Annotated in this window: 15 protein-coding genes; 4 read left to right on the top strand and 11 right to left on the bottom strand. The window is 72.1% G+C overall.

Annotation, left to right across the window (positions count from 1 at the left end; all coding sequences use genetic code 11):
- Nucleotides 1-3: 3 nt before the first annotated feature.
- Together DJ476_RS09050 and pta are read right to left on the bottom strand one after the other, a co-directional pair.
- The gene (locus tag DJ476_RS09050; protein WP_112490264.1) at nucleotides 4-1,278 is read right to left on the bottom strand and encodes an acetate kinase; all 1,275 of its coding nucleotides are present in this window, start codon (nucleotides 1,276-1,278) and stop codon (nucleotides 4-6) included.
- Nucleotides 1,275-3,356 carry a phosphate acetyltransferase gene (gene pta, locus DJ476_RS09045; protein ID WP_112490263.1) on the bottom strand — a complete coding sequence of 694 codons (2,082 nt, stop codon included), beginning with the start codon at nucleotides 3,354-3,356 and terminating at the stop codon, nucleotides 1,275-1,277. The genes DJ476_RS09050 and pta overlap by 4 nt, the downstream gene beginning before the upstream one ends.
- 317 nt (nucleotides 3,357-3,673) lie before the next feature.
- On the opposite strand from pta, the gene DJ476_RS09040 reads away from it, so the two are divergent.
- On the top strand, nucleotides 3,674-4,699 hold the full coding sequence (locus DJ476_RS09040) for an ATP-dependent 6-phosphofructokinase (protein WP_103417363.1): 1,026 nt from the start codon (nucleotides 3,674-3,676) through the stop codon (nucleotides 4,697-4,699).
- Nucleotides 4,700-4,727: 28 nt separating this feature from the next.
- Here DJ476_RS09040 and DJ476_RS09035 read toward each other — a convergent pair whose 3' ends face one another.
- The 3 genes from DJ476_RS09035 to DJ476_RS09025 form a co-directional block, all read right to left on the bottom strand.
- Complete coding sequence (locus DJ476_RS09035; RefSeq protein ID WP_019764915.1) at nucleotides 4,728-5,351, bottom strand: helix-turn-helix domain-containing protein; 624 nt, start codon at nucleotides 5,349-5,351, stop codon at nucleotides 4,728-4,730.
- Between the two features lie 264 nt (nucleotides 5,352-5,615).
- Nucleotides 5,616-6,290, bottom strand: a complete 675-nt coding sequence (locus DJ476_RS09030) for a response regulator (protein WP_112490262.1) — start codon at nucleotides 6,288-6,290, stop codon at nucleotides 5,616-5,618.
- Entirely contained in the window at nucleotides 6,287-7,990 is a 1,704-nt protein-coding gene (locus tag DJ476_RS09025; RefSeq protein ID WP_112490261.1) for a sensor histidine kinase, read from the bottom strand. The genes DJ476_RS09030 and DJ476_RS09025 overlap by 4 nt, the downstream gene beginning before the upstream one ends.
- A 195-nt stretch (nucleotides 7,991-8,185) precedes the next feature.
- Between DJ476_RS09025 and DJ476_RS09020 the strand changes: the two genes are divergently transcribed.
- A complete protein-coding gene (locus DJ476_RS09020; RefSeq protein ID WP_112490260.1) occupies nucleotides 8,186-9,553 on the top strand; it encodes a cation:dicarboxylate symporter family transporter in 1,368 nt (455 codons plus the stop codon).
- Between the two features lie 163 nt (nucleotides 9,554-9,716).
- Here DJ476_RS09020 and glgB read toward each other — a convergent pair whose 3' ends face one another.
- The 4 genes from glgB to DJ476_RS09000 form a co-directional block, all read right to left on the bottom strand.
- Nucleotides 9,717-12,197: a 1,4-alpha-glucan branching enzyme gene (gene glgB / locus DJ476_RS09015; RefSeq protein ID WP_112490259.1), complete on the bottom strand. Its 2,481-nt coding sequence runs from the start codon at nucleotides 12,195-12,197 to the stop codon at nucleotides 9,717-9,719.
- 66 nt (nucleotides 12,198-12,263) lie between these two features.
- The gene (locus tag DJ476_RS09010) at nucleotides 12,264-13,685 is read right to left on the bottom strand and encodes a maltokinase N-terminal cap-like domain-containing protein (RefSeq protein WP_103417358.1); all 1,422 of its coding nucleotides are present in this window, start codon (nucleotides 13,683-13,685) and stop codon (nucleotides 12,264-12,266) included.
- Between the two features lie 252 nt (nucleotides 13,686-13,937).
- Nucleotides 13,938-15,644: a maltose alpha-D-glucosyltransferase gene (treS, locus tag DJ476_RS09005; RefSeq protein ID WP_018492249.1), complete on the bottom strand. Its 1,707-nt coding sequence runs from the start codon at nucleotides 15,642-15,644 to the stop codon at nucleotides 13,938-13,940.
- On the bottom strand, nucleotides 15,641-17,659 hold the full coding sequence (locus DJ476_RS09000) for an alpha-1,4-glucan--maltose-1-phosphate maltosyltransferase (RefSeq protein ID WP_103417357.1): 2,019 nt from the start codon (nucleotides 17,657-17,659) through the stop codon (nucleotides 15,641-15,643). The genes treS and DJ476_RS09000 overlap by 4 nt, the downstream gene beginning before the upstream one ends.
- Before the next feature lie 715 nt (nucleotides 17,660-18,374).
- Between DJ476_RS09000 and glgP the strand changes: the two genes are divergently transcribed.
- Nucleotides 18,375-21,047, top strand: coding sequence for an alpha-glucan family phosphorylase (gene glgP, locus DJ476_RS08995; RefSeq protein WP_112492473.1), 2,673 nt, complete (start codon nucleotides 18,375-18,377; stop codon nucleotides 21,045-21,047).
- Between the two features lie 118 nt (nucleotides 21,048-21,165).
- Here glgP and DJ476_RS08990 read toward each other — a convergent pair whose 3' ends face one another.
- Together DJ476_RS08990 and DJ476_RS08985 are read right to left on the bottom strand one after the other, a co-directional pair.
- Entirely contained in the window at nucleotides 21,166-23,211 is a 2,046-nt protein-coding gene (locus DJ476_RS08990) for a M4 family metallopeptidase (RefSeq protein WP_112490258.1), read from the bottom strand.
- Nucleotides 23,212-23,591: 380 nt separating this feature from the next.
- Nucleotides 23,592-24,182, bottom strand: a complete 591-nt coding sequence (locus DJ476_RS08985; RefSeq protein WP_103417355.1) for a TetR/AcrR family transcriptional regulator — start codon at nucleotides 24,180-24,182, stop codon at nucleotides 23,592-23,594.
- A gap of 178 nt (nucleotides 24,183-24,360) precedes the next feature.
- On the opposite strand from DJ476_RS08985, the gene DJ476_RS08980 reads away from it, so the two are divergent.
- Nucleotides 24,361-25,476, top strand: coding sequence for an FAD-dependent oxidoreductase (locus DJ476_RS08980; RefSeq protein WP_112490257.1), 1,116 nt, complete (start codon nucleotides 24,361-24,363; stop codon nucleotides 25,474-25,476).
- Nucleotides 25,477-25,613 lie beyond the last annotated feature (137 nt).

The following is a 25,613-nucleotide window of genomic DNA, read 5'->3' as shown; positions in this document are numbered from 1 at the left end:
CGCTCAGTTGTCGACCTGTACGGTGTCCGGGGCGACGAGCGCGAACGCCTGGTCGGCGATCTCCAGCTCCTCGTCCGTCGGCACCACGGCGACCGCCACCCGTGCGTACTCCGGCGAGATCAGCCGCGGCTCACCGGACCGTTGGGCGTTGAGCCCGGCGTCCACCGCGAGACCGAACTCCTCCAGACCCGCGATGGCAGCCTCCCGCACCGGGGCCGAGTTCTCCCCGACCCCCGCCGTGAACGCCACCGCGTCCACCCGGCCGAGTACCGCCGCGTACGCGCCGATGTACTTCTTCAGCCGGTGGATGTAGATGTCGAAGGCGAGCGCGGCCTGCTCGTCGCCCTCGTCGATCCGGCGGCGGATCTCCCGCATGTCGTTGTCGCCGCAGAGCCCGACCAGCCCGCTCCGCTTGTTCAGCAGGACGTCGATCTCGTCCGCCGACATGCCCGCCACCCGCTTCAGGTGGAAGGTGACCGCCGGGTCGATGTCCCCGGAGCGCGTACCCATCACGAGCCCTTCCAAGGGCGTCAGCCCCATGGAGGTCTCCACGCACCGCCCGCCCGCGACCGCCGAGGCGGAGGCCCCGTTGCCCAGGTGCAGCACGATGACGTTGACGTCCTCGGGCGCCTTCCCCAGCAGCTCGGCCGTCTTGCGGGAGACGTACGCGTGCGAGGTGCCGTGGAAGCCGTAGCGGCGGATGCGGTGCGCGTCGGCGGTCTCCACGTCGATCGCGTACCGGGCGGCCGCCTCCGGCATCGTCGTGTGGAACGCCGTGTCGAAGACCGCCACCTGCGGCAGATCCGGGCGCAGCGCCTGCGCCGTACGGATACCGGTGATGTTGGCCGGGTTGTGCAGCGGCGCCACCGGGACCAGGCGCTCGATCTCCTTCAGCACCTCGTCGGTGATCACGGTCGGCGCGGTGAACCGTAGCCCGCCGTGGACCACCCGGTGGCCGATCGCGGCGAGTTCGGGGGAGTCCAGGCCGAGCCCGTCGGCCGTCAGCTCCTCGGCCGCCGCCTTGAGCGCCGCGTCGTGGTCGGCCATCCGGCCCGTACGCTCCCGGGGCTCGACGCCGCCGGTCAGCGGGGTGTGCACCAGGCGGGAGGTCTCCTCACCGATCCGCTCCACCAGCCCGGAGGCGAGGCGCGAGCGGTCGCGCATGTCGAGGAGCTGGTACTTCACCGAGGAGGAGCCGGAGTTGAGGACGAGGACGCGGTGCGGTTCCACAGGGGCTGCCGTGCTTTCGTGATCGGGGGCGGAGGCGGGGGTCGTCATGCGGGGCGCTCCTCGCCCTGCGCCTGGATCGCCGTGATGGCCACCGTGTTGACGATGTCCTGGACGAGCGCGCCCCGGGAGAGGTCGTTGACGGGCTTGCGCAGACCCTGGAGCACCGGGCCGACCGCCACCGCGCCCGCCGAGCGCTGCACGGCCTTGTAGGTGTTGTTGCCGGTGTTGAGGTCCGGGAAGATCAGGACCGTCGCCTGCCCGGCCACCTCGGAGTCCGGCAGCTTGGTCGCCGCCACGGTCGGCTCGACGGCCGCGTCGTACTGGATCGGGCCCTCCACCCGCAGCTCCGGCCGCGAGGCCCGTACGCGCTCGGTCGCCTCGCGCACCTTGTCGACGTCGGCGCCGGAGCCGGAGGTGCCGGTGGAGTACGAGAGCATCGCGATCCGGGGCTCGACGCCGAAGCGGGCCGCCGTCACCGCCGACTGCACCGCGATGTCCGCGAGCTGCTCGGCGTTCGGGTCCGGGTTGACCGCGCAGTCGCCGTACACGAGGACCTTGTCGGCCAGGCACATGAAGAAGACCGACGAGACGATCGAAGCGTCCGGCTTCGTCTTGATGATCTCGAAGGCCGGGCGGATGGTGGCTGCGGTGGAGTGGACCGAGCCGGAGACCATCCCGTCGGCCAGCCCCTCCTGCACCATCAGCGTGCCGAAGTAGTTGACGTCCGCCACCACGTCGTACGCGAGTTCCACCGTCACTCCGCGGTGCGCGCGGAGCTGTGCATACCGCTCCGCGAACACCTGGCGCAGCTCGGAGGTCTGCGGGTCGATGATCTGGGTCTCGGCGAGGTCGATGCCGAGGTCGGCGGCCTTCTTGCGGATCGTGTCCACATCGCCGAGCAGGGTGAGGTCGCAGACGTCCCGGCGCAGCAGCACGTCGGCCGCGCGCAGCACCCGCTCCTCGGTGCCCTCGGGCAGCACCACGCGCTTGCGGTCGGAGCGGGCCTGCTCCAGCAGCTCGTGCTCGAACATCATCGGCGTGACCCGTCCGCTGCGGGCCACCGAGATCCGCTCCAGGAGGGCGCCGGTGTCCACGTGGCGCTCGAAGAGGCCGAGCGCGGTCTCGGCCTTACGGGGCGTCGCCGCGTTCAACTTCCCTTCCAGGGTGAAGAGTTCGGCCGCGGTGGGGAAGGAGCCGCCGGCCACCGAGACGACCGGGGTCCCCGGTGCGAGCCGGGCGGCCAGCGTGAGTATCTCCTCGCCGGGGCGCTCGTTCAGGGTCAGCAGGACGCCCGCGATGGGCGGCGTCCCGGCGCTGTGCGCGGCCAGCGACCCCACCACCAGGTCGGCCCGGTCCCCGGGCGTCACCACCATGCAGCCGGGCGTCAGCGCGTTCAGCAGGTTCGGCAGCATCGCCCCGCCGAAGACGAAGTCCAGCGCGTCGCGCGCCAGCCCCGAGTCGTCCCCGAGCAGCACCGTGCCGTTCAGCGCGGCGGTGACCTGGGCGACCGTCGGGGCGGAGAGCGCCGGGTCGTCCGGCAGCACGGAGACGGGCACCGGCAGCCGGGCCGCCAGCCGCTCGGCTATCGCCGCCCGGTCCTCCGGGGCGACCCGGTTCACCACCATCGCCAGCACGTCGCAGCCCAGGCCCGCGTAGGCGCGGTAGGCGTTGCGGGTCTCGGCGCGCACGGACTCCGCCGTCTGGCCCTTGCCCCCGACGACCGCGATCACCGAGGCGCCGAACTCGTTGGCCAGACGGGCGTTGAGCGCCAGCTCGTCCGGGAGCTGGGTGGCGGCGAAGTCGCTGCCGAGGACGAGCACCACCTCGTACTCCCGGGCCACCTGGTGGAACCGGTCGACCAGCAGCGAGACCAGCTCGTCGGTGCCCTTCTCGGCCTGCACGGTGGAGGCCTCGTGGTAGTCCAGGCCGTAGACCGTCGCGGGGCTCTGGGAGAGCCGGTAGCGCGCCCGCAGCAATTCGTAGAGCCGGTCGGGACCGTCGTGGACCAGCGGGCGGAAGACCCCGACCCGGTCCACCTGACGCGTCAGAAGCTCCATGACTCCCAGCTCGACGACCTGCCGGCCGTCCCCCCGGTCGATCCCGGTCACGTACACGCTCCGCGCCACGCGTGCTCTCCCGTCGTTGTGCGCTGCCGCACCCGAGGTCCGGGAGGCGGGGGGTCTCCCCGCGCTGTCCCCGGCGCCCCGAGGGATGCGGCATTGGCCTGCATTGACTCTTGACGATACCTGCGCGGGCCGCTATGTCGCCCGCCGGAGTTTCCGCCTCCGGGATCCCTCCTACCCGCTCCCGACGTGTCCGCCCCGCCCGGCCGAAAGCGCGGGGCGCGTGCCGGGCGTGAAACAATCGAATTGGTTCAGGGCACGGAGGCCGCCCCGGTCGGCCTCCCGGAAAAGCGCGACTAGCGAGCAGGAGACACACCTCGATGCGCATCGGAATTCTCACCGCGGGCGGCGACTGCCCCGGCCTGAACGCAGTGATCCGGTCGGTCGTCCACCGCGCCGTCGTGGGCCACGGCGACGAGGTCATCGGCTTCGAGGACGGCTTCAAGGGGCTGCTCGACGGCCACTTCCGCCCCCTCGACCTCAACGCGGTCAGCGGCATCCTGGCCCGCGGCGGCACCATCCTCGGCTCGGCCCGCCTGGAGCGCGACCGGCTGCGCGAGGCCGCCGAGAACTGCGAGGAGCTGTCCCGCCGTTACGGCATCGACGCGCTCATCCCGATCGGCGGCGAGGGCACGCTGACGGCGGCCCGGATGCTCTCCGACGCGGGCATGCCGGTCGTCGGCGTCCCGAAGACCATCGACAACGACATCTCCGCCACCGACCGGACCTTCGGCTTCGACACCGCCGTGGGCGTCGCGACCGAGGCCATAGACCGCCTCAAGACGACCGCCGAGTCCCACCAGCGGGTGATGGTCGTCGAGGTCATGGGCCGCCACGCGGGCTGGATCGCGCTGGAGTCCGGGATGGCCGGCGGCGCCCACGGCATCTGCCTGCCCGAGCGCCCCTTCGAGGTCGACGACCTGGTCAAGATGGTCGAGGAACGGTTCGCCCGGGGCAAGAAGTTCGCCGTCATCTGTGTGGCCGAGGGCGCGCACCCGGCCGAGGGCTCCATGCCGTACGCCAAGGGCGCCATCGACCAGTACGGCCACGAGCGCTTCCAGGGCATCGGCAACCGCCTCGCCGTCGAGCTGGAGACCCGGCTCGGCAAGGAGGCCCGGCCGGTCATCCTCGGCCATGTCCAGCGCGGCGGCACCCCCACCGCGTACGACCGGGTCCTCGCCACCCGCTTCGGCTGGCACGCCGTGGAGGCCGTCCACCGCGGCGACTTCGGCCGGATGACCGCCCTGCGCGGCACCGACATCGCCATGGTCCCGCTCGCGGACGCGGTCACCCAGCTCAAGCGCGTGCCGGTGGCCCGGATGGACGAGGCGGAGTCGGTCTTCTAGCCGCCCAAGGCCTGTTCCGTACGAGAACTCACACCCCGGCCGTCCGCCAGAACTGGTCCACCACCCGGGCCAGGAACGCCCGTCCCGCGTCGCCCGTCGACCCGGACCGTTCCTGGCCCGTGCTGCTCCAGCTCAGGGTGGAGACCATCAGGGCCTGGTAGTCGGCGTGCAGCTGCTCCAGGACCTCCTGGATCCGGGCCCGCTCCAGCGGGACGATCTTCGCCACCGGGCGGACGTACGCCTGCCAGCGGGTGGTCACCGCACTCGTCAGCAGCTCGGCCAGCTCCTCGTCGCGGCCCGTCGCCGTGAGGAACTGGGCCGGTGACAGGCCGAGCGCCCGGCAGAGCGCGGCGGACTGGCGCTCGTTGCCCTTCCAGCGCCCGGTCTCCTCCATGCGCAGGTACGAGGCCCCGGTCATCCCGAGCTGCCGCGCCAGGTCGTCCACCGACAGCTCCCGGCTCAACCGGTGCTCGCGCAGGGTGGAGGCGGCGGCCAGCAGTTCGCCCGGGGCACACCAGAGGACGCCGGCCAGGGCGGTCAGTTCGCGTTCGCCGGGGGTCGCGAGGCCGCGCTCCCAGGCGACGACGGTCTCGGCGGGTATGCGGAGTCCGTACTGCGCGGCGAGACCGTAGGCGACATGTCCGGGAGCCATCCCCAGTGCCTCACGGAGTCGGCGCGCGGCGGGGGCGTTGAAGGGCGGGGTGGGGTGCACGGGCCCACCGTAGAAGTCCGCCGACGCCCTGGCTACGGTCTGTCCCGCCCGGAACACGCTTCGTACGAACCTCCTAGCGCGAACCGGGCGGGCGGTACGCAAACAAGCGCCCCACCAGCGCTTTCCTTACTCCGGGTAGCTCCGCCCCAGCACCACCGTGCGCCCACACGGCAAGCGCTTGCCGTGTGGGTGGCGGCTGCGGAATCAGCGGCCGCCGGACAGCCAGCGGTAATGGAGTTCCGGTCGGCCGACCTGCCCATAATGCGGACGGCGCGCCGCGCTCCCCACGGTCACCAGATGCTCCAGATAACGGCGCGCGGTGATCCGCGAGATCCCGAGCCGCTCCCCGGCGGCCGCCGCCGTCACCCCCTCCGCCGACTCCCGCAGCACCCGGGTCACCGCCTCCAGGGTCGGCCCGCTGAGCCCCTTCGGCAGGGCGGCCGGCTCGGCGACCCGCAGCGCGCCCAGCGCCCGGTCCACCTCCTCCTGCCCGCTCGCCTCCCCGGCGGCGCCCCGGAACTCCGCGTACCGCACCAGCCGGTCCCGCAGCGTGGGGTACGTGAACGGCTTCAGCACGTACTGCACGACCCCCAGCGACACCCCCTCCCGCACCACCGCGAGGTCCCGCGCCGAGGTCACCGCGATCACGTCCGCCCCGTGCCCGGCGGCCCGCAGCGACCGGAGCAGCCCGAGCCCGTGCCCGTCGGGCAGATACAGGTCCAGCAGGAGCAGATCGACCGGGGTGCGCTCCAGCACCCGTACGGCCTCCGCACGGGTGTGGGCCACGGCGGCCACGGTGAAACCGGCCACCCGCTCCACGTACAGCTGATGCGCGTCGGCGGCCACCGGATCGTCCTCGACCACCAGCACCCGGATCATGCCGTGACCTCCTTCGTCCGCACCGGAGCCGTACGGTCCCCGAGCGGCAGCCGTACGGTGAACCGCGCCCCGCCCTCCGGCGCCCGCTCCAGCTCCACCGACCCGCCGTTGCGGTGGGCCGCCTGCCGCACCAGCGCCAGGCCCAGCCCGCGCCCCGCCCCGTGCGTCGACCAGCCGCGCCGGAACACCTCGTCCGCCTCCTCGGGGCCGATGCCCGCCCCGGTGTCCGAGACCCGCAGCAGCAGCTCCCGGTCGTCGGCGAGCGCGGTCACGGTGACCCGGGCCCGCCCGGCTGCCCCCTGCGGAGCCGTACGCTGCACCGGCACGGCGGCCTCCGGGGTTCCGGGGACGCCTTCCACGTCCTCCGACCCCTCCGAGGCCGCCTCCACCGCGTTGTCGATGAGATTGCCGAGGATCGTCACCAGATCCCGCTGGGCCAGCGACGGCGGCAGCGCCCCGTCGTCGATCAGGCTGTCCTCGGCCAGCTCCAACTCGACGCCCCGCTCATTGGCCTGGGCCGCCTTGCCCAGCAGCAGCGCGGCGAGCACCGGTTCCTCCACCGCGCCCACCACCCGGTCGGTCAGCACCTGGGCCAGCTCCAGTTCGGCCGTCGCGAACTCCACCGCCTCCTCCACCCGCCCCAGCTCGATCAGCGACACCACCGTGTGCAGCCGGTTCGCCGCCTCGTGGGCCTGCGAGCGCAGCGCCTGGGTGAAACCGCGCTCGGAGTCCAGCTCACCGGTGAGCGCCTGGAGCTCCGTGTGGTCCCGCAGGGTCACCACCGTGCCCCGGCGCTCCCCGCCCACCACCGGACGGGTGTTGACCACGACCACCCGCTCCGCCGTCAGGTGCAGCTCGTCGACGCGCGCCTCCGACGCCAGCAGCGCCCCGGTCAGCGGCGCGGGCAGATTCAGCTCCGCCACGGTCCGGCCGACCGCCTCCGTCTCCGGGTCGAGCCCCAGCAGCTCCCGCCCCGCGTCGTTGATGAGCGCGATCCGGCGCTGTCCGTCCAGCATCAGCAGCCCCTCACGCACCGCGTGCAGGGTGGCCTGGTGGTAGTCGTGCAGCCGGCTCAGCTCGGCCGCGTTCATCCCGTGGGTGTGGCGCCGCAGCCGGGCGTTGATCACGTACGTGCCGATCCCGCCGAGCGCCAGTGCCCCGCCCGCCGCCAGCGCGAGGGCGCCGAGCTGTTCGCGCACCTGCGAGGAGACCCGGTCCACGGTGATGCCCGCGCTGACCAGGCCGATGATCTCCTCGCCGTCGCGGACCGGGGTGACCACCCGTATCGAGGGGCCGAGCGTGCCGGTGTAGGTCTCGGTGAAGGTCGCCCCGGCGAGCGCCTCCTCGGTGTGGCCGAGGAAGGTCTCCCCGATCTGCGCGGTGTCCGGGTGCGTCCACCGCTTCCGGTCGGTGTCCATGATCGTGATGAACGCGATCCCGGTGTCCCGGCGCACCTGCTCCGCGTACGGCTGGAGCACGGCGGAGGGGTCCGGGGTGCGGATGGCCTCCCGTACGGAGGGGGAATCGGCCACCGCCAGCGCCGCTGCCCGCACCTGCCGGGCCGCCGTCTGCTCGGCCTGCGAGGAGCCGGAGACGTACGCGAAGACCGCGCACCCGGCCACCACGGCGGCGATCAGCACGACCTGCATGGCGAAGAGCTGCCCGGCCAGGCTGCGCGGGCGGGTACGGGGGAGGCGCATGCCCCACAGTCTGCCTCGCCGGAACCTCTGCTCCCCAGTGGCTCGAAAGCGCCCGTGAACGATATGAACGCAAGGGTGACCGGGGTCACAGGGCGGTGGATAGTCACCGGAGCCCCCAGGGACGGGGGAGCCCCCAGCGACGGGGGAAGCCCCGGGGACGGGGCAGAAGCCGTGACCGAGCCGAGGAGCCCCACCATGGCTGTGGCAGCCAAACAACGGGACCGCACCCACTACCTGTACATCGCCGTGATCGCCGCCGTGGCGCTCGGCATCCTGGTGGGCTTCGCGGCCCCCGGGGTGGCCGTCGAGCTGAAGCCCATCGGCGCCGGTTTCGTGAACCTGATCAAGATGATGATCTCCCCGATCATCTTCTGCACGATCGTGCTGGGCGTCGGCTCGGTGCGCAAGGCGGCCAAGGTCGGCGCCGTCGGCGGGCTGGCGCTCGGCTACTTCCTCGTCATGTCGACCGTCGCCCTCGCCATCGGCCTGCTGGTCGGCAACTTCCTGGAGCCCGGCTCCACCCTCCACATCACCGAGGCGGCCCGCGCCGCCGGGGAGAAGCAGGCGTCCGGCGCCAGCGAGTCCACGGTGGACTTCCTGCTCGGCATCATCCCGACCACGATCGTCTCCGCCTTCACGGCGGGCGAGGTGCTCCAGACCCTGCTGGTCGCGCTGCTCGCGGGCTTCGCGCTCCAGGCGATGGGCTCGGCGGGCGAGCCGATCATCCGGGGCATCACCCACATCCAGCGGCTCGTCTTCCGCATCCTCGCCATGATCATGTGGGCCGCCCCGGTCGGCGCGTTCGGTGCCATCGCGGCGGTGGTCGGGGAGACCGGGCTCGACGCCCTGAAGTCCCTGGCGATCATCATGATCGGCTTCTACGTCACCTGCGCGCTCTTCGTCTTCGTGGTGCTGGGCGCGATCCTGCGCCTGGTGGCAGGGGTGAACCTGCTCTCGCTGCTGAAGTACCTGGGCCGCGAGTTCCTGCTCATCCTCTCCACCTCCTCCTCCGAGTCGGCCCTGCCCCGGCTCATCGCGAAGATGGAGCACCTGGGGGTCAGCAAGCCGGTCGTCGGCATCACCGTGCCGACCGGCTACTCCTTCAACCTCGACGGCACCGCGATCTACCTCACGATGTCCTCGCTCTTCATCGCCAACGCGATGGGCGACCCGCTGAGCGCGAGCGAGCAGATCTCGCTCCTCATCTTCATGATCATCGCCTCGAAGGGGGCGGCGGGCGTGACCGGCGCCGGACTCGCCACCCTCGCGGGCGGGCTCCAGTCGCACCGCCCCGAACTCGTCGACGGCGTCGGCCTGATCGTCGGCATCGACCGCTTCATGAGCGAGGCCCGCGCCCTCACCAACTTCGCGGGCAACGCGGTCGCCACGGTCCTGGTCGGCCACTGGACCAAGGAGATCGACAAGGAGCGGGTGGGCCAGGTCCTCGCCGGCCGGATCCCGTTCGACGAAAAGACGTTGGTGGACGACGGCCACGGCGCCCCCGCGGCCTCCACCGACGTACCCGAGCCGCGTGAGAAGGCGGCCGAGCCCGCCAAGGTCTGACGGGCCCTTTCAAGCCACTGCGACACCCCCCACCCAAGGACACCCGTATCCCCCGGTACGGGTGTCCTTGCCGTTCCGGCCCCCGGAGGGCCGTCCGGCCCAGGCCTTGGGGCTCAAGGCCCGGGACTTCAAGCCGTCCGGCCGCCGGGCCCGGCCACCGGCCTCAGGCGGGCCGGAACCAGACCGTGGCCAGCGGCGGCAGCGTCAGCGAGATGCTGGCCGGGCGGCCGTGTGCGGGCACCGCCTCCGCCTTCAGCGGCTCCTCGTTCGTCACGCCGCTGCCGCCGTACCGCTCCGCGTCGGTGTTGAGGACCTCCACCCACCCCTCGGTCCCGGTCTCCGGCACCCCGAGGCGGTAGTCGTGGCGGACCACCGGGGAGAAGTGCGAGACGGCGAGGAGCGGGGAGCCGTCGGCGTCGTAGCGCAGGAAGGCGAAGACGTTGTCCTCGGCCGCTCCGCCGTCCACCCAGCTGAACCCCTCCGGCACGGTGTCGCGCTGCCAGAGCGCGGGCACCGCCCCGTACACCGCGTTCAGATCACCCACGAGCGTGCGTACGCCCCGGTGGTCGCCGGAGGCGTCGTACGTCGGGTCCAGCAGCCACCAGTCCGGTCCGTGGCCCTCGGACCACTCGGCGCCCTGGGCGAACTCCTGGCCCATGAAGAGGAGTTGCTTGCCGGGGTGGGCCCACATGAAGCCAAGATAGGCGCGGTGGTTGGCGCGCTGCTGCCACCAGTCGCCGGGCATCTTCGCCACCAGCGCCTGCTTGCCGTGCACCACCTCGTCGTGCGAGATCGGCAGCACGTAGTTCTCGCTGTACGCGTACACCATCGAGAACGTCATCTCGTTGTGGTGGTACTTGCGGTGCACCGGCTCCTTGGACATGTAGACCAGCGAGTCGTGCATCCACCCCATGTTCCACTTCAGCCCGAAGCCCAGGCCGCCGCTGTCGGTGGGACGGGTGACCCCGTCCCAGGCGGTGGACTCCTCCGCGATGGTGACGACGCCCGGGTTGCGGCGGTAGACCGTGGCGTTCATCTCCTGGAGGAAGGCGACCGCGTCCAGGTTCTCCCGCCCGCCGAACTCGTTGGGCGACCACTGGCCGTCCTCGCGGGAGTAGTCGAGGTAGAGCATCGAGGCGACGGCGTCGACCCGCAGCCCGTCGATGTGGAACTCCTCGCACCAGTAAGTCGCGTTGGCCACCAGGAAGTTACGTACCTCCGTGCGGCCGTAGTCGAACTCCAGCGTCCCCCAGTCCGGGTGCGCGGCCCGCTGCGGGTCGGCGTGCTCGTACAGCGGACGCCCGTCGAACTCCGCCAACGCCCATTCGTCGCGCGGGAAATGGGCCGGGACCCAGTCCATGATGACGCCGATGCCCGCCCGGTGCAGGGCGTCCACCAGGAACCGGAAGTCGTCCGGGGTCCCCATCCGGGAGGTCGGGGCGTAGAACCCGGTGACCTGGTAGCCCCAGGAGCCGCCGAAGGGGTGCTCCGAGACCGGCATCAGCTCCACATGCGTGAAGCCCAGATCCTTGACGTACGAGGGGAGTTGCTCGGCGAGTTGACGATACGTCAGCCCGGGGCGCCAGGAGGCGAGGTGGACCTCGTACACCGAGAACGGGGCCTCGTGGACCGGGCGGTCGCCCCGGTGCGCCATCCAGTCCGCATCCCGCCACTCATGGTGCGCGGCGGTGACGATGGAGGCGGTCGCGGGCGGGACCTCGGTGCGGCGGGCCATCGGGTCGGCCCGGACCGTGTGCGAGCCGTCCGGGCGGCAGATGTCGAACTTGTAGAGCGCGCCCTCCCCGATGCCGGGCAGGAACAGCTCCCACACCCCGGACGAGCCGAGCGACCGCATCGGCGTGCCCGTGCCGTCCCAGTAGGTGAAGTCACCGGTCACCCGGACCCCGCGCGCGTTCGGCGCCCACACGGTGAACCGGGTCCCGGCCACCCCCTGGTGGACCATCGGCTCGGACCCGAGTGCCCGCCACAGCTCCTCGTGGCGGCCCTCCCTGATCAGATGCAGATCCAGCTCACCGAGCGCGGGCAGGAAGCGGTACGGGTCGTCCACCTCGATGGTGTTGTCGTCGTACGCGACCCGGAGCCGGTAGGCGGGGACCTCCTTCACCGGCAGCACCCCGGAGAAGAACCCGTCGCCGTCGTCGTGCAGTTCGGCCCGCACCCCCTCGGCCAGCACCGTGACCGACCGGGCGAACGGGCGCAGCGCCCGCACCAGCACCCCGCCCGGGATCGGACGGGCGCCGAGCACGGCGTGCGGGTCGTGGTGGTCACCGGCCAGCAGCCGGCCGCGGTCGGCGGGGTCCAGGGCCGGTGCGGGCCGGGCGCTCCCGTCACCGGCCTGCCGGGGGAGCGGGGGGACGGCGTCCGTACGCCGGGGGCGGGAGCGCTTGGCGGTGGCGGCGGCCTCGGTGGCTGCCGGAGCGGTGGTCTCGGCCTCCACGGAAGCGGAAGCAGGAGCCGGAGTGGCTGCCGGAGCGGCGGCCGGTACGGGCGTGGGTGCCGGAGCCGGTGCGGGCGGCTGCGCGGTCTCCACGCTCACGGCCTCGGCAGGTGCCTTGGCGGTGGTGCCTTCGGCGGCTGCGGACTTGGAGCGGGGTGCCTTGCGGGACGGCTTGCGGGCGGTCACAGGGACTGCCTCCTCGGGGAGTTCGGGGGAGGAAGGGGGGAGGGTGCGGGCGGGCGGGGCCCGGGATCAGGCCGCGGCGGACTGGGCCAGGCGCTGGATGGCGGCCATCGGGACCGGCAGCCAGTCGGGGCGGTGCCGGGCCTCGTACACCACCTCGTACACCGCCTTGTCGGTCTCATGTGCGCGCAGCAACTCCGGCTCACCGCGCGGATCGGTGCCGGACGCCAGCGCGTACCCCTCGCAGTAGGCGGCACGGCAGCGGGCCGCCCACTCCGGGTTCCACGGGCGGTGCGAGCGGGCCGCGTAGTCGAAGGAGCGCAGCATCCCCGCCACGTCGCGGACCGGGGGCGCGGGGCGGCGGCGCTCGTCCAGCGGGCGGGCCGGTTCGCCCTCGAAGTCGATCAGCGACCAGAACCCGTCGGGGGAGCGGAGCGCCTGGCCGAGGTGGAGGTCGCCGTGGACCCGCTGCTGCGCCCAGCCGCCGCCCCGGTGGCCGAGCGCGGTGACGGCGTCGAACGCGGTGCGCAGGGCGGGGACGTACGGGACGAGGGCGGGCACCGCGTCGGCGGCGGCCTCCAGGCGCTGGACCATCCGGGCGACCAGTTGCCGGGTCTGGGTGCCGTGCAGCGCCGGGGTGGGCAGCGCCTTGGCGAGCGCGGTGTGCACCTCGGCGGTGGCCCGGCCCAGCGCCCGTGCCTCGGGGACGAAGTCGCGGCCCGCGGTGAGCGCGGTCAGGGCGAGCTGCCAGCCGTCCCGGGCGCCGTGCAGGAAGGGCTGGAGCACGCCGAGGGTGAGCGGTTCGGGGCCGGGGGCCTCGAACCAGGCGATGGGGGCGGGGACGCGTTCGCACCCCTCGCGGGCCAGGGCGAGCGGCAGCTCCAGATCCGGGTTGGCGCCGGGGAAGACCCGGCGGAAGATCTTGAGGATGTACGCATCGCCGTAGACCAGCGAGGAGTTGGACTGTTCGGCGTCCAGCACCCGGGGCGCCAGCCCGGCCGGGATCGCGGCGGTGCGCTCGAAGCGGAGGGCGCCGAGGGTGCCGGGGCGGCGGAACCGTTCCAGCAGAAGGCCCGCCAGCCGTGGGTCGTGCAGCGCGTCGTACACCGTCCGCCCGGCCAGCGGCCCGTGCTCGACCCGGCCGATCAGGGCCGCGGCGAGCGTGGTCGGCAGCGATGCCCGTACACCGATGAGGAGTTGGTAGCAGTCGTCCGCCGGGCGGGCGGACTGCTCGGGCTGCTGGGCCCGGACCAGGAGGTGGAGCAGGCCCGGTCCGGCGGTGCCGTCCAGCGGCAGCATCTCGGTGGCCGAGACCAGCGAGAAGCCGGTGACCGGCCGCCCCTTGCCGGCGAACCACCGCTGCCGGGGCAGCCAGGCGTGGAGCAGCGGGGCGAGGGACGGCAGCAGGGTGCCGTCCACGGTACTGCTCGGGGTTGCGCTGTTCCTTGTGCTCTTCGCCAGGGCGACGTGACTGGATGCAGCCTCCGACATGGCATCGCGTCCTTTCCCCGGGCACACAGGATGCGAAGAGTGTCCCGGATTGCGGCAATGGCTGTCCGGCTGTGCGGGACGTGTCGGGAGAGGAAGGTCCGTACGGACTCGAACGGCGGAACCGGGAAAGGCCGAAGGCGGCGGAACCGTGAAGGCCCAAGGCCTTTCGTTTCGGTCAGAGTGCCCCGTGCGGGACGGGGGAAACCGCCCCGCACGAGCCGTCGGCCACCGTCGGGCCGACGCGGCCGTCCATCAGGCCGGCGGCGCGTCCTTGCGCAGCCGGAACCAGTAGAAGCCGTGTCCCGCCAGGGTCAGCAGGTAGGGCCACTGGCCGATGGCCGGGAAGCGCACCCCGCCGATCAGCTCCACCGGATGGCGTCCGTTGAACGACCGCAGGTCCAGCTCGGTGGGCTGGGCGAACCGCGAGAAGTTGTGCACGCACAGGACCAGGTCGTCCTTGTACTCACGGGTGAACGCCAGCACCGCCGGGTTGGACGAGGGCAGTTCGGTGTACTCGCCCAGCCCGAAGGCCGGGTTCTGCTTGCGGATCTCGATCATCCGGCGGGTCCAGTGCAGCAGCGAGGAGGGCGACGCCATCGACGCCTCCACATTGGTGACCTGGTAGCCGTAGACCGGGTCCATGATCGTGGGGAGGTAGAGCCGCCCCGGATCGCTGGAGGAGAACCCGGCGTTGCGGTCGGGCGTCCACTGCATCGGGGTGCGGACCGCGTCCCGGTCGCCCAGCCAGATGTTGTCGCCCATCCCGATCTCGTCCCCGTAGTAGAGGATCGGGGAGCCGGGCAGCGACAGCAGCAGAGCGGTGAACAGCTCGATCTGGTTGCGGTCGTTGTCCAGCAGCGGGGCCAGGCGCCGGCGGATGCCGATGTTGGCGCGCATCCGCGGGTCCTTGGCGTACTCCGCGTACATGTAGTCGCGCTCTTCGTCCGTGACCATTTCGAGGGTCAGCTCGTCGTGGTTGCGGAGGAAGATGCCCCACTGGCAGTTCTTCGGGATCGCCGGGGTCTTGGCGAGGATTTCGGAGACCGGGTAGCGGCTCTCGCGGCGCACCGCCATGAAGATGCGCGGCATGACGGGGAAGTGGAACGCCATGTGGCACTCGTCGCCGCCCGCCTCGTAGTCGCCGAAGTAGTCGACGACGTCCTCGGGCCACTGGTTGGCCTCGGCGAGGAGCACGGTGTCCGGGTAGTTGGCGTCGATCTCCTTGCGGACCCGCTTGAGGAAGTGGTGGGTCTCGGGGAGGTTCTCGCAGTTGGTGCCCTCGCGCTGGTAGAGGTAGGGCACCGCGTCGACCCGGAAGCCGTCGATGCCCAGGTCCAGCCAGAAGCGGAGGGCCGCCAGGATCTCCTCCTGGACCGCCGGGTTCTCGTAGTTGAGGTCCGGCTGGTGGGAGAAGAAGCGGTGCCAGTAGTACTGCTTGCGCACCGGGTCGAAGGTCCAGTTCGACGTCTCGGTGTCGACGAAGATGATCCGGGCGTCCTGGAACTGTTTGTCGTCGTCCGCCCAGACGTAGTAGTCGCCGTACGGACCGTCCGGGTCCGTACGGGACTGCTGGAACCACTCGTGCTGGTCGCTCGTGTGGTTCATGACGAAGTCGATGATGACGCGCATGCCGCGCTGGTGGGCGGCGTCCACGAACTCGACGAAGTCGGCGAGGTCACCGAACTCCGGCAGGACCGCGGTGTAGTCGGAGACGTCGTAACCGCCGTCGCGCAGCGGGGACTTGAAGAACGGCGGCAGCCAGAGGCAGTCGACACCGAGCCACTGGAGATAGTCCAGCTTGGCGGTGATGCCCTTGAGGTCGCCGATTCCGTCGCCGTTGGAGTCCTGGAAGGACCGGACGAGCACCTCGTAGAAGACGGCTCGCTTGAACCAGTCGGGATCACGGTCCTTGGCGGGAGTGTCCTCGAACGTGTCGTGGACAGGCTCATTGACGATCATGGTGTGGGTGACCCTCCGGTCGGCGGGGACGGTCGCAGGACGGCGATGTGCGCGGGCGTGATGCCCGGCTCTAGGCGCACATAGAAGGTCCTGCCCCAGTGATAGGTGTCGCCGGTGAGCTGATCGCGCACCGGTACGCGCTCGTGCCCTTCGAGGCCGAGCCGCTCCATGTCCAACGAGACCGTGGCCTCCTGGGTGTGGTGAGGGTCGAGGTTCACGACCACCAGAACGGTGTTCGACCCCGAGCGCTTGCTGTAGACGAGCAGCGACTCGTTGTCGACGTGGTGGAAGTGGACGTCACGCAGCTGCTGGAGCGCGGGGTTGTGGCGTCGGATCCGGTTGAGCGAGGTGATCAGGGGGGTCAGCGTGCGGCCCTCGCGCTCGGCCGACTCCCAGTCCCTCGGGCGCAGTTCGTACTTCTCCGAGTGCAGGTACTCCTCACTCCCCGGCTTGGCCGGGGTGTTCTCGCACAGCTCGAACCCCGCGTACACGCCCCAGCTCGGGGCGAGGGTCGCGGCGAGCACGGCCCGCGCCTCGAAGGCCGGGCGGCCGCCGTGCTGGAGGTATCCCGGCAGGATGTCCGGGGTGTTCACGAAGAAGTTGGGCCGCATGTAGGAGGCGGCCTCGCCCGCCAGCTCCGTGACGTACTCCGTCAGCTCCTGCTTGGTGTTCCGCCAGGTGAAGTACGTGTACGACTGCTGGAACCCGACCGCGCCCAGGGTGTGCATCATCGCCGGGCGGGTGAACGCCTCGGCCAGGAAGATGACATCGGGGTCGGTGCCGTTGATCTCCGCGATGACCTTCTCCCAGAACACCACGGGCTTGGTGTGCGGGTTGTCGACGCGGAAGATACGTACGCCGTGGTCCATCCAGAAGCGCAGGATCCGTACGGTCTCCGCCACCAGACCGCGCATGTCCTGGTCGAAGGCGATCGGATAGATGTCCTGGTACTTCTTCGGCGGGTTCTCGGCGTACGCGATCGAGCCGTCGGGGCGGTGGTGGAACCAGTCCGGGTGGTCCTTCACCCACGGGTGGTCCGGCGAGCACTGGAGCGCGAAGTCGAGCGCGATCTCCATCCGCAGATTGCGGGCCACCTCCACGAAGTGGTCGAAGTCCGCCAAGGTCCCCAGCTCCGGGTGGACCGCGTCGTGCCCGCCGTCCGGCGAACCGATCGCCCACGGCACGCCCGGATCGTGCTCACCGGCCGTGAGGGTGTTGTCGGGTCCCTTGCGGTGGGTGGTCCCGATCGGGTGGATCGGGGGCAGGTACACGACATCGAACCCCATGGCGGCGACCGCGGGCAGCCGCTCGGCCGCCGTACGGAAGGTGCCGCTCACCAGCCGGGTCGGCGCGTCCGGCGAGGTGTCGGAGGGATCGACCGGCACCCGCTTCGCGCCCTCCGAGCGCGGGAACAACTCGTACCACGACCCGTACAGCGCCCGCTCGCGCTCCACGCGCACCGCCAGCGGCTTGGAGCGGGTGACCAGTTCGCGCAGCGGATGGCGGGCGAGCACGGCCTCGGCGGCCGGGGTCCAGGCGGCGGCCAGCCGGGCGGCCGGGGCGTGCGCGGTGTCGCGCAGCGCGTCCACCGCGGCGAGCACCGCCTCCCGGCCGTTCTTCTTCGGCACCCCGGCGGCGGCCCGCTCCAGCAGGGCCGCGCCCTCCGCCAGCACCAGATCGGTGTCGATGCCCGCCGGGATCTTGATCGCCGCGTGGTGGCGCCAGGTGGTGACCGGATCGCTCCAGGCCTCCACCGTGTACGTCCACCGCCCCTCGGCGGTCGGCGTCACCTCCGCGCCCCACCGGTCCGTGCCCGGGGCCAGCTCGCGCATCGGGGTCCACGGTCCCACCCGTCCGCTCGGATCGCGCAGCACGACGTTGGCCGCCACCGCGTCATGGCCTTCGCGGAAGACGGTGGCGGTGACCTCGAAGGTCTCACCGACGACGGCCTTGGCCGCCCGTCTGCCGCAGTCGACGAGGGGACGGACGTCGAGGACGGGAATTCGACCGATCATGGAATCACCTGGGGGCTGGAGGAGCTCGGTGTGCACGGGTGACGGCACGGAAGCGGAGGACCGACCGCGCGTGCCGCGATGATGGGGATCTGTCCTTTGTAGCTGCTCGGCTCTCTGCTGACGGGCTGTGGGCATGGCCGCTCCTGTCCGCGTTCACTCGAATGGCACTCGAATGGGTGGGTCGCGGGTGTTTCACGCATGTTTCGACTGCATCGGGAGGGCGTGCGGGCCGGGTCCGACTGCGTACCGGGAAGTACGCGGAAAGCCTTCCCCGCACGTGTTCACGGGAAATCCGGCGCTGTGTTAACTACTCGGTCGTAACCGGCCGGTCGTGCCCCGGTCGCGCCCCGGTCCGGTCCGGTCGCGCCCGGCGCGTGCGCCCCGGTGGGCGTACGAAGCCCGCGGCGCCCTCACAGGTTCCGGATACCCGCTCTGCGGCGCCACACGGCAGCCTTCCCTGTGACAGGAAGGTCCACAAGGCTGCGTACGGGAAGGAAATCGGCCAAACCCGCAGGTGAAGGGTGGGGTGGGAGAGGGCGGGCGGTGCGGGTGTGGTTCCTGTGGGGCGGCGCGCGCGGGCCGTGCCCGACCCCGGTGAGCCGTCCGCGCGCCGTGGCCCCGGGCCACGGACGGCCGCTACCGTCGAGGGTGACGGAAGGGCGCACACCGTCGTGCGTCCCCTCGGATGCGCAAGTCCCCTGTAAAGGTGGAGTACGTGAAGGCCATTCGTCGATTCACCGTGCGTCCTGTCCTCCCCGAACCCCTCCGACCCCTCCACGACCTCGCGCGCAACCTGCGCTGGTCGTGGCACACCGAGACCCGCGAGCTGTTCCGGTCCGCCGACCCCGAGGGGTGGCGGCCCGCGGACGCCGACCCCGTACGGCTGCTCGGCTCCCTGACCGCGGGGCGCCTGGCCGAACTGGGCCGGGACGAGGAGTACCTGGGCCGCCTGGCCGAGGCCTCCGCCGACCTGAAGGACTATCTCGACGGCCCCCGCTGGTACCAGGAACAGCAGGCGGCCGGAGCCGAACTCCCCTCCGCCATCGCCTACTTCTCCCCTGAATTCGGTGTCACCGCCGCCCTGCCGCAGTACAGCGGCGGCCTCGGCATCCTCGCCGGTGACCACCTCAAGGCCGCCAGCGACCTGGGCGTCCCGCTCATCGGCGTCGGCCTGCTCTACCGGCACGGCTACTTCCGCCAGAGCCTCTCCCGCGAGGGCTGGCAGCAGGAGCACTATCCGGTCCTCGACCCCAACGAACTCCCGCTCGACCTGGTCCGCGAGGCCGACGGCACCCCCGCCCGGGTGGTGCTCGCCCTGCCCGGCGGCCGCTCGCTGTACGCCTGCATCTGGCTGGCCCGGGTCGGCCGCGTCCCGCTCCTCCTGCTCGACTCCGACGTCGAGGAGAACGCCCCGGGCGAACGCGATGTCACCGACCGGCTCTACGGCGGCGGCAGCGACCACCGCCTCCTCCAGGAGATGCTGCTCGGCATCGGCGGGGTGCGTGCCGTGCGCACCTGGTGCCGGCTCACCCGGAGCCCGGAGCCGGAGGTGTTCCACACCAACGAGGGCCACGCCGGCTTCCTCGGCCTGGAGCGCATCCGCGAACTGGCCGCCGACGGGCTCGACTTCGAGGCCGCGCTCGAAGTGGTCCGGGCCGGGACCGTCTTCACCACCCACACCCCGGTGCCCGCCGGGATAGACCGTTTCGACCGGCAGCTGATCGCCCGCCACTTCGGCGACGACGGCGAGCTGCCCGGCGTCCCCGTGGAGAAGATCCTGCCGCTGGGCCGCGAGGCCTACCCCGGCGGGGCGCCCGAGCTGTTCAACATGGCGGTCATGGGGCTGCGCCTCGCCCAGCGCGCCAACGGGGTCTCCACCCTCCACGGGGCGGTCAGCCGGGAGATGTTCTCCGGGCTCTGGCCGGGGTTCGACCCGGCGGACGTGCCGATCACCTCCATCACCAACGGGGTCCACGCCCCCACCTGGGTCGCGCCCGAGGTCTTCCGCCTCGGCGCCGGACAGATCGGCACCGGCCGCGCCCACCAGGTGCTGGCGGGCGGACCGGTGGCGGACGGCGGCGCCGAGCGGCAGCCCGGCACCCCGCGCCGCTGGGACGCGGTGGGCGGCATCGGGGACCGGGAGATCTGGGAGCTCCGCCGCGAGCTGCGCGGACAGCTGGTCACCGAGGTCCGCCGCCGCCTCTACGCCTCCTGGCGCAGGCGCGGCGCGGGCACCGCCGAGCTGGGCTGGATCGACGACGTCCTCGACCCGGAGATCCTGACCATCGGCTTCGCCCGCCGCGTCCCCTCGTACAAGCGTCTGACGCTGATGCTGCGCGACCGCGACCGGCTGCGGGAACTGCTGCTCCACCCCACGCACCCGATCCAGATCGTCGTCGCCGGCAAGGCGCACCCCGCCGACGACGGCGGCAAGCGGCTGGTCCAGGAGCTGGTGCGGTTCGCGGACGACCCGCGCGTACGCCACCGCATCGTCTTCCTGCCGGACTACGGCATGGGCATGGCGCAGAAGCTCTACCCGGGCTGCGACGTCTGGCTCAACAACCCGCTGCGCCCGCTGGAGGCGTGCGGCACCAGCGGGATGAAGGCCGCGCTCAACGGCTGCCTCAACCTCTCGGTGCGCGACGGCTGGTGGGACGAGTGGTTCGACCCGGACTTCGGCTGGGAGATCCCCACCGCCGACGGCTCCGCTGTCGACGAGGACCGGCGCGACGAGCTGGAGTCCAACGCCCTGTACGCCCTGATCGAGGACCGGGTCGCCCCGCGCTTCTACGACCGGGGCGCGGAGGGGCTGCCGGACCGGTGGATCGAGATGGTCCGCTCGACCCTGGTCAACCTCGGGCCGAAGGTGCTCGCGGGGCGGATGGTGCGCGAGTACGTGGAGCGGCTCTACGCCCCCGCCGCGCTCTCCCGGCGGGCTCTGGGCCCGGCGGTGGCGCGGGATCTCGCGGAGTGGAAGGCGAAGGTCCGGGCGGCCTGGCGACACGTCTCCGTCGACCATGTGGAGTCGGTCACCGACACGGTGGCGGGCGGCTCGGCCGAACTGGGGGCGACCTTGTCCCTGCGGGTACGGATCGCGCTCGGCGGGCTGGAGCCGGACGACGTGGAGGTCCAGGTCGTCGCGGGCCGGGTGGACTCCGCCGACGCCATCGCGGACGCCCAGGTCTTCCCGCTGAAGCCGGCGGGCGGCCATGACCTGGAGGACCGCTGGCTGTACGAGGGCCCGCTCGCCCTGGACCGGACGGGACCGTACGGCTACACCGTCCGCGTCTTGCCCTCGCACGAACTGCTGGCCTCCGGCGCCGAGTTGGGGCTGGTGGCGGTGCCGAACGAGGCCACGGGGGAGGGCGCGGGCGTACTGATGCGCTGAGCCGCGCCCGTACGGCGAGAACGGCGAACGGCCCGGCAGGGGAGCAGAACCCCTGCCGGGCCGTTCGGTCATGTGGTGGTGCGGTGGTGCGGTGGTGCCCAGGGTGTGGCGTGGTGGATCAGAAGGTGAGCTTGAAGCTGTTGATCCGGCCGGTGTCCGAGCGGTACACGTCCTGGACCTTCAGCTTCCACTCGCCGTTGGCCACCTTGGACGAGGCGTTGACCGTGTAGGTCGCCACCACGTTGTCCGCGGAGTCCGAGGCGGAGGAGTTCTTCAGCCGGAAGGTGCCGCCGTCCGGGGCCACCAGGTCGATGACCAGGTCACCGCGGTAGGTGTGGCTGATGTTGACGTCCACCTTGAGGGCGCTGGGGGCGTTGCCCGCGACGCCGGTGACGTTGACCGCGCTGGTGACGGCCGCGCCCGCGTCCGGGATGTTCACCACGGTGTTGTTCTCGAAGACCTTGCCGCCCGGGTCGGGGTCGCCGCCGCCGGGGCGGGTGCCCACGTTGACGCCGGCCCAGGCGTGGGCCACGGCCGCGTACTCGGGGCTGTTGGCGCCGTACAGCTCACTGGCGACCGCGAGGGTGCCGGTGCGGGCGCCCGCGTAGTTGGTCGACGAGGTGAACTTGGTGGTGAGCGCCTTGAACCAGATCAGCGACGCCTTGTCCCGGCCGATGCCGGTGACCGGCAGTCCGTCGGAGGTCGGGGAGTCGTAGCTGACACCGTTGATGGTCTTGGCGCCGCTGCCCTCGGAGAGCAGGTAGTACCAGTGGTTGGCCGGGCCCGAGGAGTAGTGGACGTCCACGCTGCCGATGCCGGAGTACCAGTAGTCCTTGGAGCTGCCGTCCCGGCTCGGCTTGTCCATGTAGCGCAGCGGGGTGCCGTTGCCGCGGATGTCGATCTTCTCGCCGACCAGGTAGTCGCCCGGGTCCTGCGGGTTGTTGGCGTGGAACTCGACGGCGGCGGCGAAGATGTCGGACGTCGCCTCGTTGAGGCCGCCGGACTCACCGCTGTAGACGAGGCGCGCGGTGACCGAGGTCAGACCGTGGGTCATCTCGTGGGCGGCCACGTCGATGGAGGTCAGCGGCTTGGCGTTGCCCGCCCCGTCGCCGTACGTCATGCAGAAGCAGCTGTCCTGCCAGAACGCGTTGACGTAGTTGTTGCCGTAGTGGACCCGGGAGTACGCGCCGACGCCGTCACCGCGGATGCCGTTGCGGCCGTGCACGTTCTTGTAGTAGTCCCAGGTGAGCGCGGCGCCGTAGTGGGCGTCGGCACCGGCCGTCTCCAGGTTCTGCGGGGTGCCGTTGCCCCACACGTCCGTGGAGTTGGTGAAGAGCGTGCCGGTGCCGGAGGTGCCCCGGTTGAGGTTGTACGTCTTGTGGTTGCCGCGCGTGGTGTCGGTCAGGGTGTACGAGGGCGCCGTGCCCAGCGTCACCTGGCCGCTGTACTGGGTGTTGCCGGTCCCGTTGTGGACGGCCTGCCACTCGTACAGCTTCTCGCCCGTGGCCGCGTCGGTGACGACGTGCAGCTCGTTGGGGGTGCCGTCGTGCTGGAGTCCGCCGACCACCGTCTCGTAGGCGAGCTTCGGGGAGCCGCTGCCCAGCCAGACCACCTTGCGCGGGGCCTCGCTCGGCTTCGTCGCCTTCGAGCCCTCGGTCTTCGCCGCGCCGAGCGCCTGCTTCTCGGCGGTGGCCGGGGCCACGTCGGCGGTGAGGTCGACGGCCTTCAGCTGCGCGCTGGTCGCCTGGGACGCCTTCGAGACGCCCAGGGTCTTGCCCGCCTGGGTCTCCTGGACCACCAGGTCGCCGCCGAGGACGGGGAGCCCGTTCAGGGTGCGCTCGTAGCGGGTGTGCGTGGTGCCGTCCCGGTCCTGGACGACATCACGGACGACGAGCTTCTCCGTGGCGCCGAGCCCCAGCTCCTTGGCGGTGGCCGCCTTGGTGGCGTCGGCCTCGCTGAGGAGCGCGGCGCGCTGCGCGGGGGAGAGGTCGGCGGGGAGCGAGCCGGTGTCCACCTTGCTGCCGGCGGTGATCCCGCCGGCCGGGGTGGGAGCGGCGGCGGGGGTGGCGGTGGCGGCGCCGGACTGCAGTCCGACGGCGATCATGGCTGCTGCGGCTATCAGAGCGCCGGTCGCGGTGGCGCGACGGCTGGGCGTGGATCTCACGCGGACTCCTTCTGCGAGGGGGGTTGCCGGGCGGCGCTGGATGAGCCGTCCGGGACGGTGCAGGCGGTGCGCAGAACGGGGTGAAGAGTGTCAGCAGATCCGTATGTCTGTCAGGAGCGCGTCAAAAACTTGGCCGGAATTCGTCCGTTGCCGGAAAGGTCATGTTCGTTAAGCGGACGTTTCACCGATCGTTGCCAGGATGTTGCGGGGGTGTGCACAGGCCCGTATTCACAGGCCGGTCACAGGTTCGGTGCGGCGGGGGCGCATGCGCGCGGCGGCTCCGGACGCGGTTACCGCCCAGCTGATGAGACAGGGGCGGGTTCTGGCCAGTTCCCGCCGACGGAAGCGGGGAGTCCGGGAGGTGGCGGGTCGGCCCCGCGTCAGTCGGTGGCGTCCGTCGGGTAGACCGCGTCGAGCAGTTCCCGTACGAACCGGTCGAGATCGTCCAGCCCCGCCGCCGCCAGCGTCTTGGGCCCGTCCGCCAGCAGGTGCGGGATCGCCGCGTGCAGCGCCAGGGTCACGGCTGCGGCCCGCTGTCGGGTGACGGGCAGTCCGGCGGACCGCTGCGCCGCCTCGAACCCCGCGAAGTCCCCGCTCGCCATCGGGTCGAGGAGGGCGGAGAGCCAGGGGCGCCGGGCCGCCTCCGCCTGGAGCTCCAGACAGGCGAGGAGGCGGGGGCGGCCGGGTCCGGCGACGTTCTCCAGGAGCGTGCGGAAGAGGGCGGCCAACTCCTCGCGGTCGGCCGGTCCGGGGCCTGCGGCGGCCCGGGCGGTGAGTGCCGCGTACTGCTCCAGACAGCGCTCGGCCACGGCCCGCAGCACGGCGTCGCGGGTCGGGAAGTAGTTCTTCGTGGTCCCGTCCGGCACCTCGGCCGCCCGGTCCACGGCCCGGTGGGTCAGGCCGCGCCCGCCCTCCGCCGCCAGGACGGCGATGGCCGCGTCGCGCAGACGGTCGCGCCGCTCGGGGTTCACGGGGGCTCCTGGGGTGTCGCGTACGGGGGTGGGTGGCGCCCTGCCGGTGTTGTGCCGGGCTGCCTCCCGGGTCAGCCCCGGCCCCGGGCTGCCCTTGCTGATGTTACCCCAGGCGTGGTACCACGGATGTGGTGGTAAGGGTGCGTGCCAGTGGTTGACGAGCCTCCGGGAGTGCGGCATGACCGAGCGCGAGGGAACGGGAACGGCGACCGTCGTCGGCGCGGGCATCGCGGGCCTGGCGACCGCGATCGGGCTGCGCCGGGCGGGGTGGGCGGTGACCGTGCTGGAGCGCCGCACCGAACCGGAGCGGTACGGCGCCGCGTTCGGCATCCACCCCACCGCGCAGTCGGCGCTCGACCGCCTCGGCGTCGGGGGCGCCCTGCGCGCCCACGCGGTCCCCTACCGCGACGCGCACATCCGCACCCCCGACGGCAGGACGCTCGCCCGCCTCCCGCTGGAGCGCATCGAGAGGAAGGCCGGCCGCCCCGAACTCCTCATCTCCCGGCCCTACTTGCTCGACGCCCTGCTCGCGGCCCTGGACGCCTTCGGGGACGTACCGGTGAAGCTGGGGGAGACCGTCTCCGATGTGGCCGCGCTCGCCGCCACGCAGGACCTGGTGGTCGGCGCCGACGGCATCCGCAGCGCCGTACGGACCGCCCGCTTCGGCGCCCGGAGCGGGCCGCGCCCGGTCTCCACCGTCGCCTGGATCGGCATCGCGGACTTCGAGAGCCCGGTCCACGGCGAGACCTGGGGGCGCGGCCGGTTCTTCGGGCTGACGCCGGTGGAGCCGGGGCGGACGAACTGGTACGCGACCGTTCCGGTGAGGGGCGCGGGGGGCTCCACGGGTCCCGCGGCCTCCTCGGCGGCCGCTGAGGAGGAGTTGCGCGCCGCCTTCGCCGACTGGCACGACCCGATCCCGCGCATCCTGGACGCCACCGACCCGGCCACCTGGATCCGCTACGAGATGCGCCACCTCCACCCGGCCCTGCCCTCCTTCGTCTCCGCCGACGGTCGCACGGCCCCCGTCGCGCTGGTCGGCGACGCGGCCCACGCCATGACGCCCAACCTGGGCCAGGGGGCCTGCACCGCGATCCTGGACGCCGACGCCCTCACCCGGGCGGTGGCCGCCGCACCCCCGGGGCCCGCCGCCCTCGCAGCGGCGCTGCGCGCCTACGACCGCGAGCGCCGCCGCAGCGCCCAGCGGACCGCCTTCGCCTCGCGCACCCTGCACCGCTTCATGAGCACGGAAAGGACCTGGCTGCGGGACGCGGCGGTGCGGCTGCTGCCGGGGTGAGGGGAAACGAGAGATGCCGGAGGCGCTATGTGCGCATTCTGTGCGCTTCCTGAGTGCATGCTGTGTGCTACCTCACATGGTCCGGTCACTGATGCGTACAACCGTCCACCCCTGACGCAGGTCAGACCCAGTGGCCC

It is taken from the genome of Streptomyces bacillaris (assembly GCF_003268675.1).
In the GTDB taxonomy this organism is placed as follows: Bacteria; Actinomycetota; Actinomycetes; order Streptomycetales; family Streptomycetaceae; genus Streptomyces; species Streptomyces bacillaris.
The sequence above is the reverse complement of the archived record's forward strand: the minus strand, read 5'-3'. Positions and strand labels throughout refer to the sequence as shown.

Bases quoted from the DNA above. Each gene is read 5' to 3' on its own strand.
- DJ476_RS09050 (WP_112490264.1), bottom strand. From the start codon at position 1,278: ATGACGACCCCCGCCTCCGCCCCCGATCACGAAAGCACGGCAGCCCCT.
- DJ476_RS09020 (WP_112490260.1), top strand. From the start codon at position 8,186: ATGGCTGTGGCAGCCAAACAACGGGACCGCACCCACTACCTGTACATC.
- DJ476_RS09010 (WP_103417358.1), bottom strand. From the start codon at position 13,685: ATGTCGGAGGCTGCATCCAGTCACGTCGCCCTGGCGAAGAGCACAAGG.
- DJ476_RS09030 (WP_112490262.1), bottom strand. From the start codon at position 6,290: ATGATCCGGGTGCTGGTGGTCGAGGACGATCCGGTGGCCGCCGACGCG.
- DJ476_RS09025 (WP_112490261.1), bottom strand. From the start codon at position 7,990: ATGCGCCTCCCCCGTACCCGCCCGCGCAGCCTGGCCGGGCAGCTCTTC.
- DJ476_RS08980 (WP_112490257.1), top strand. From the start codon at position 24,361: ATGACCGAGCGCGAGGGAACGGGAACGGCGACCGTCGTCGGCGCGGGC.
- DJ476_RS09040 (WP_103417363.1), top strand. From the start codon at position 3,674: ATGCGCATCGGAATTCTCACCGCGGGCGGCGACTGCCCCGGCCTGAAC.
- treS (WP_018492249.1), bottom strand. From the start codon at position 15,644: ATGATCGTCAATGAGCCTGTCCACGACACGTTCGAGGACACTCCCGCC.
- DJ476_RS09000 (WP_103417357.1), bottom strand. From the start codon at position 17,659: ATGATCGGTCGAATTCCCGTCCTCGACGTCCGTCCCCTCGTCGACTGC.
- DJ476_RS09035 (WP_019764915.1), bottom strand. From the start codon at position 5,351: ATGGCTCCCGGACATGTCGCCTACGGTCTCGCCGCGCAGTACGGACTC.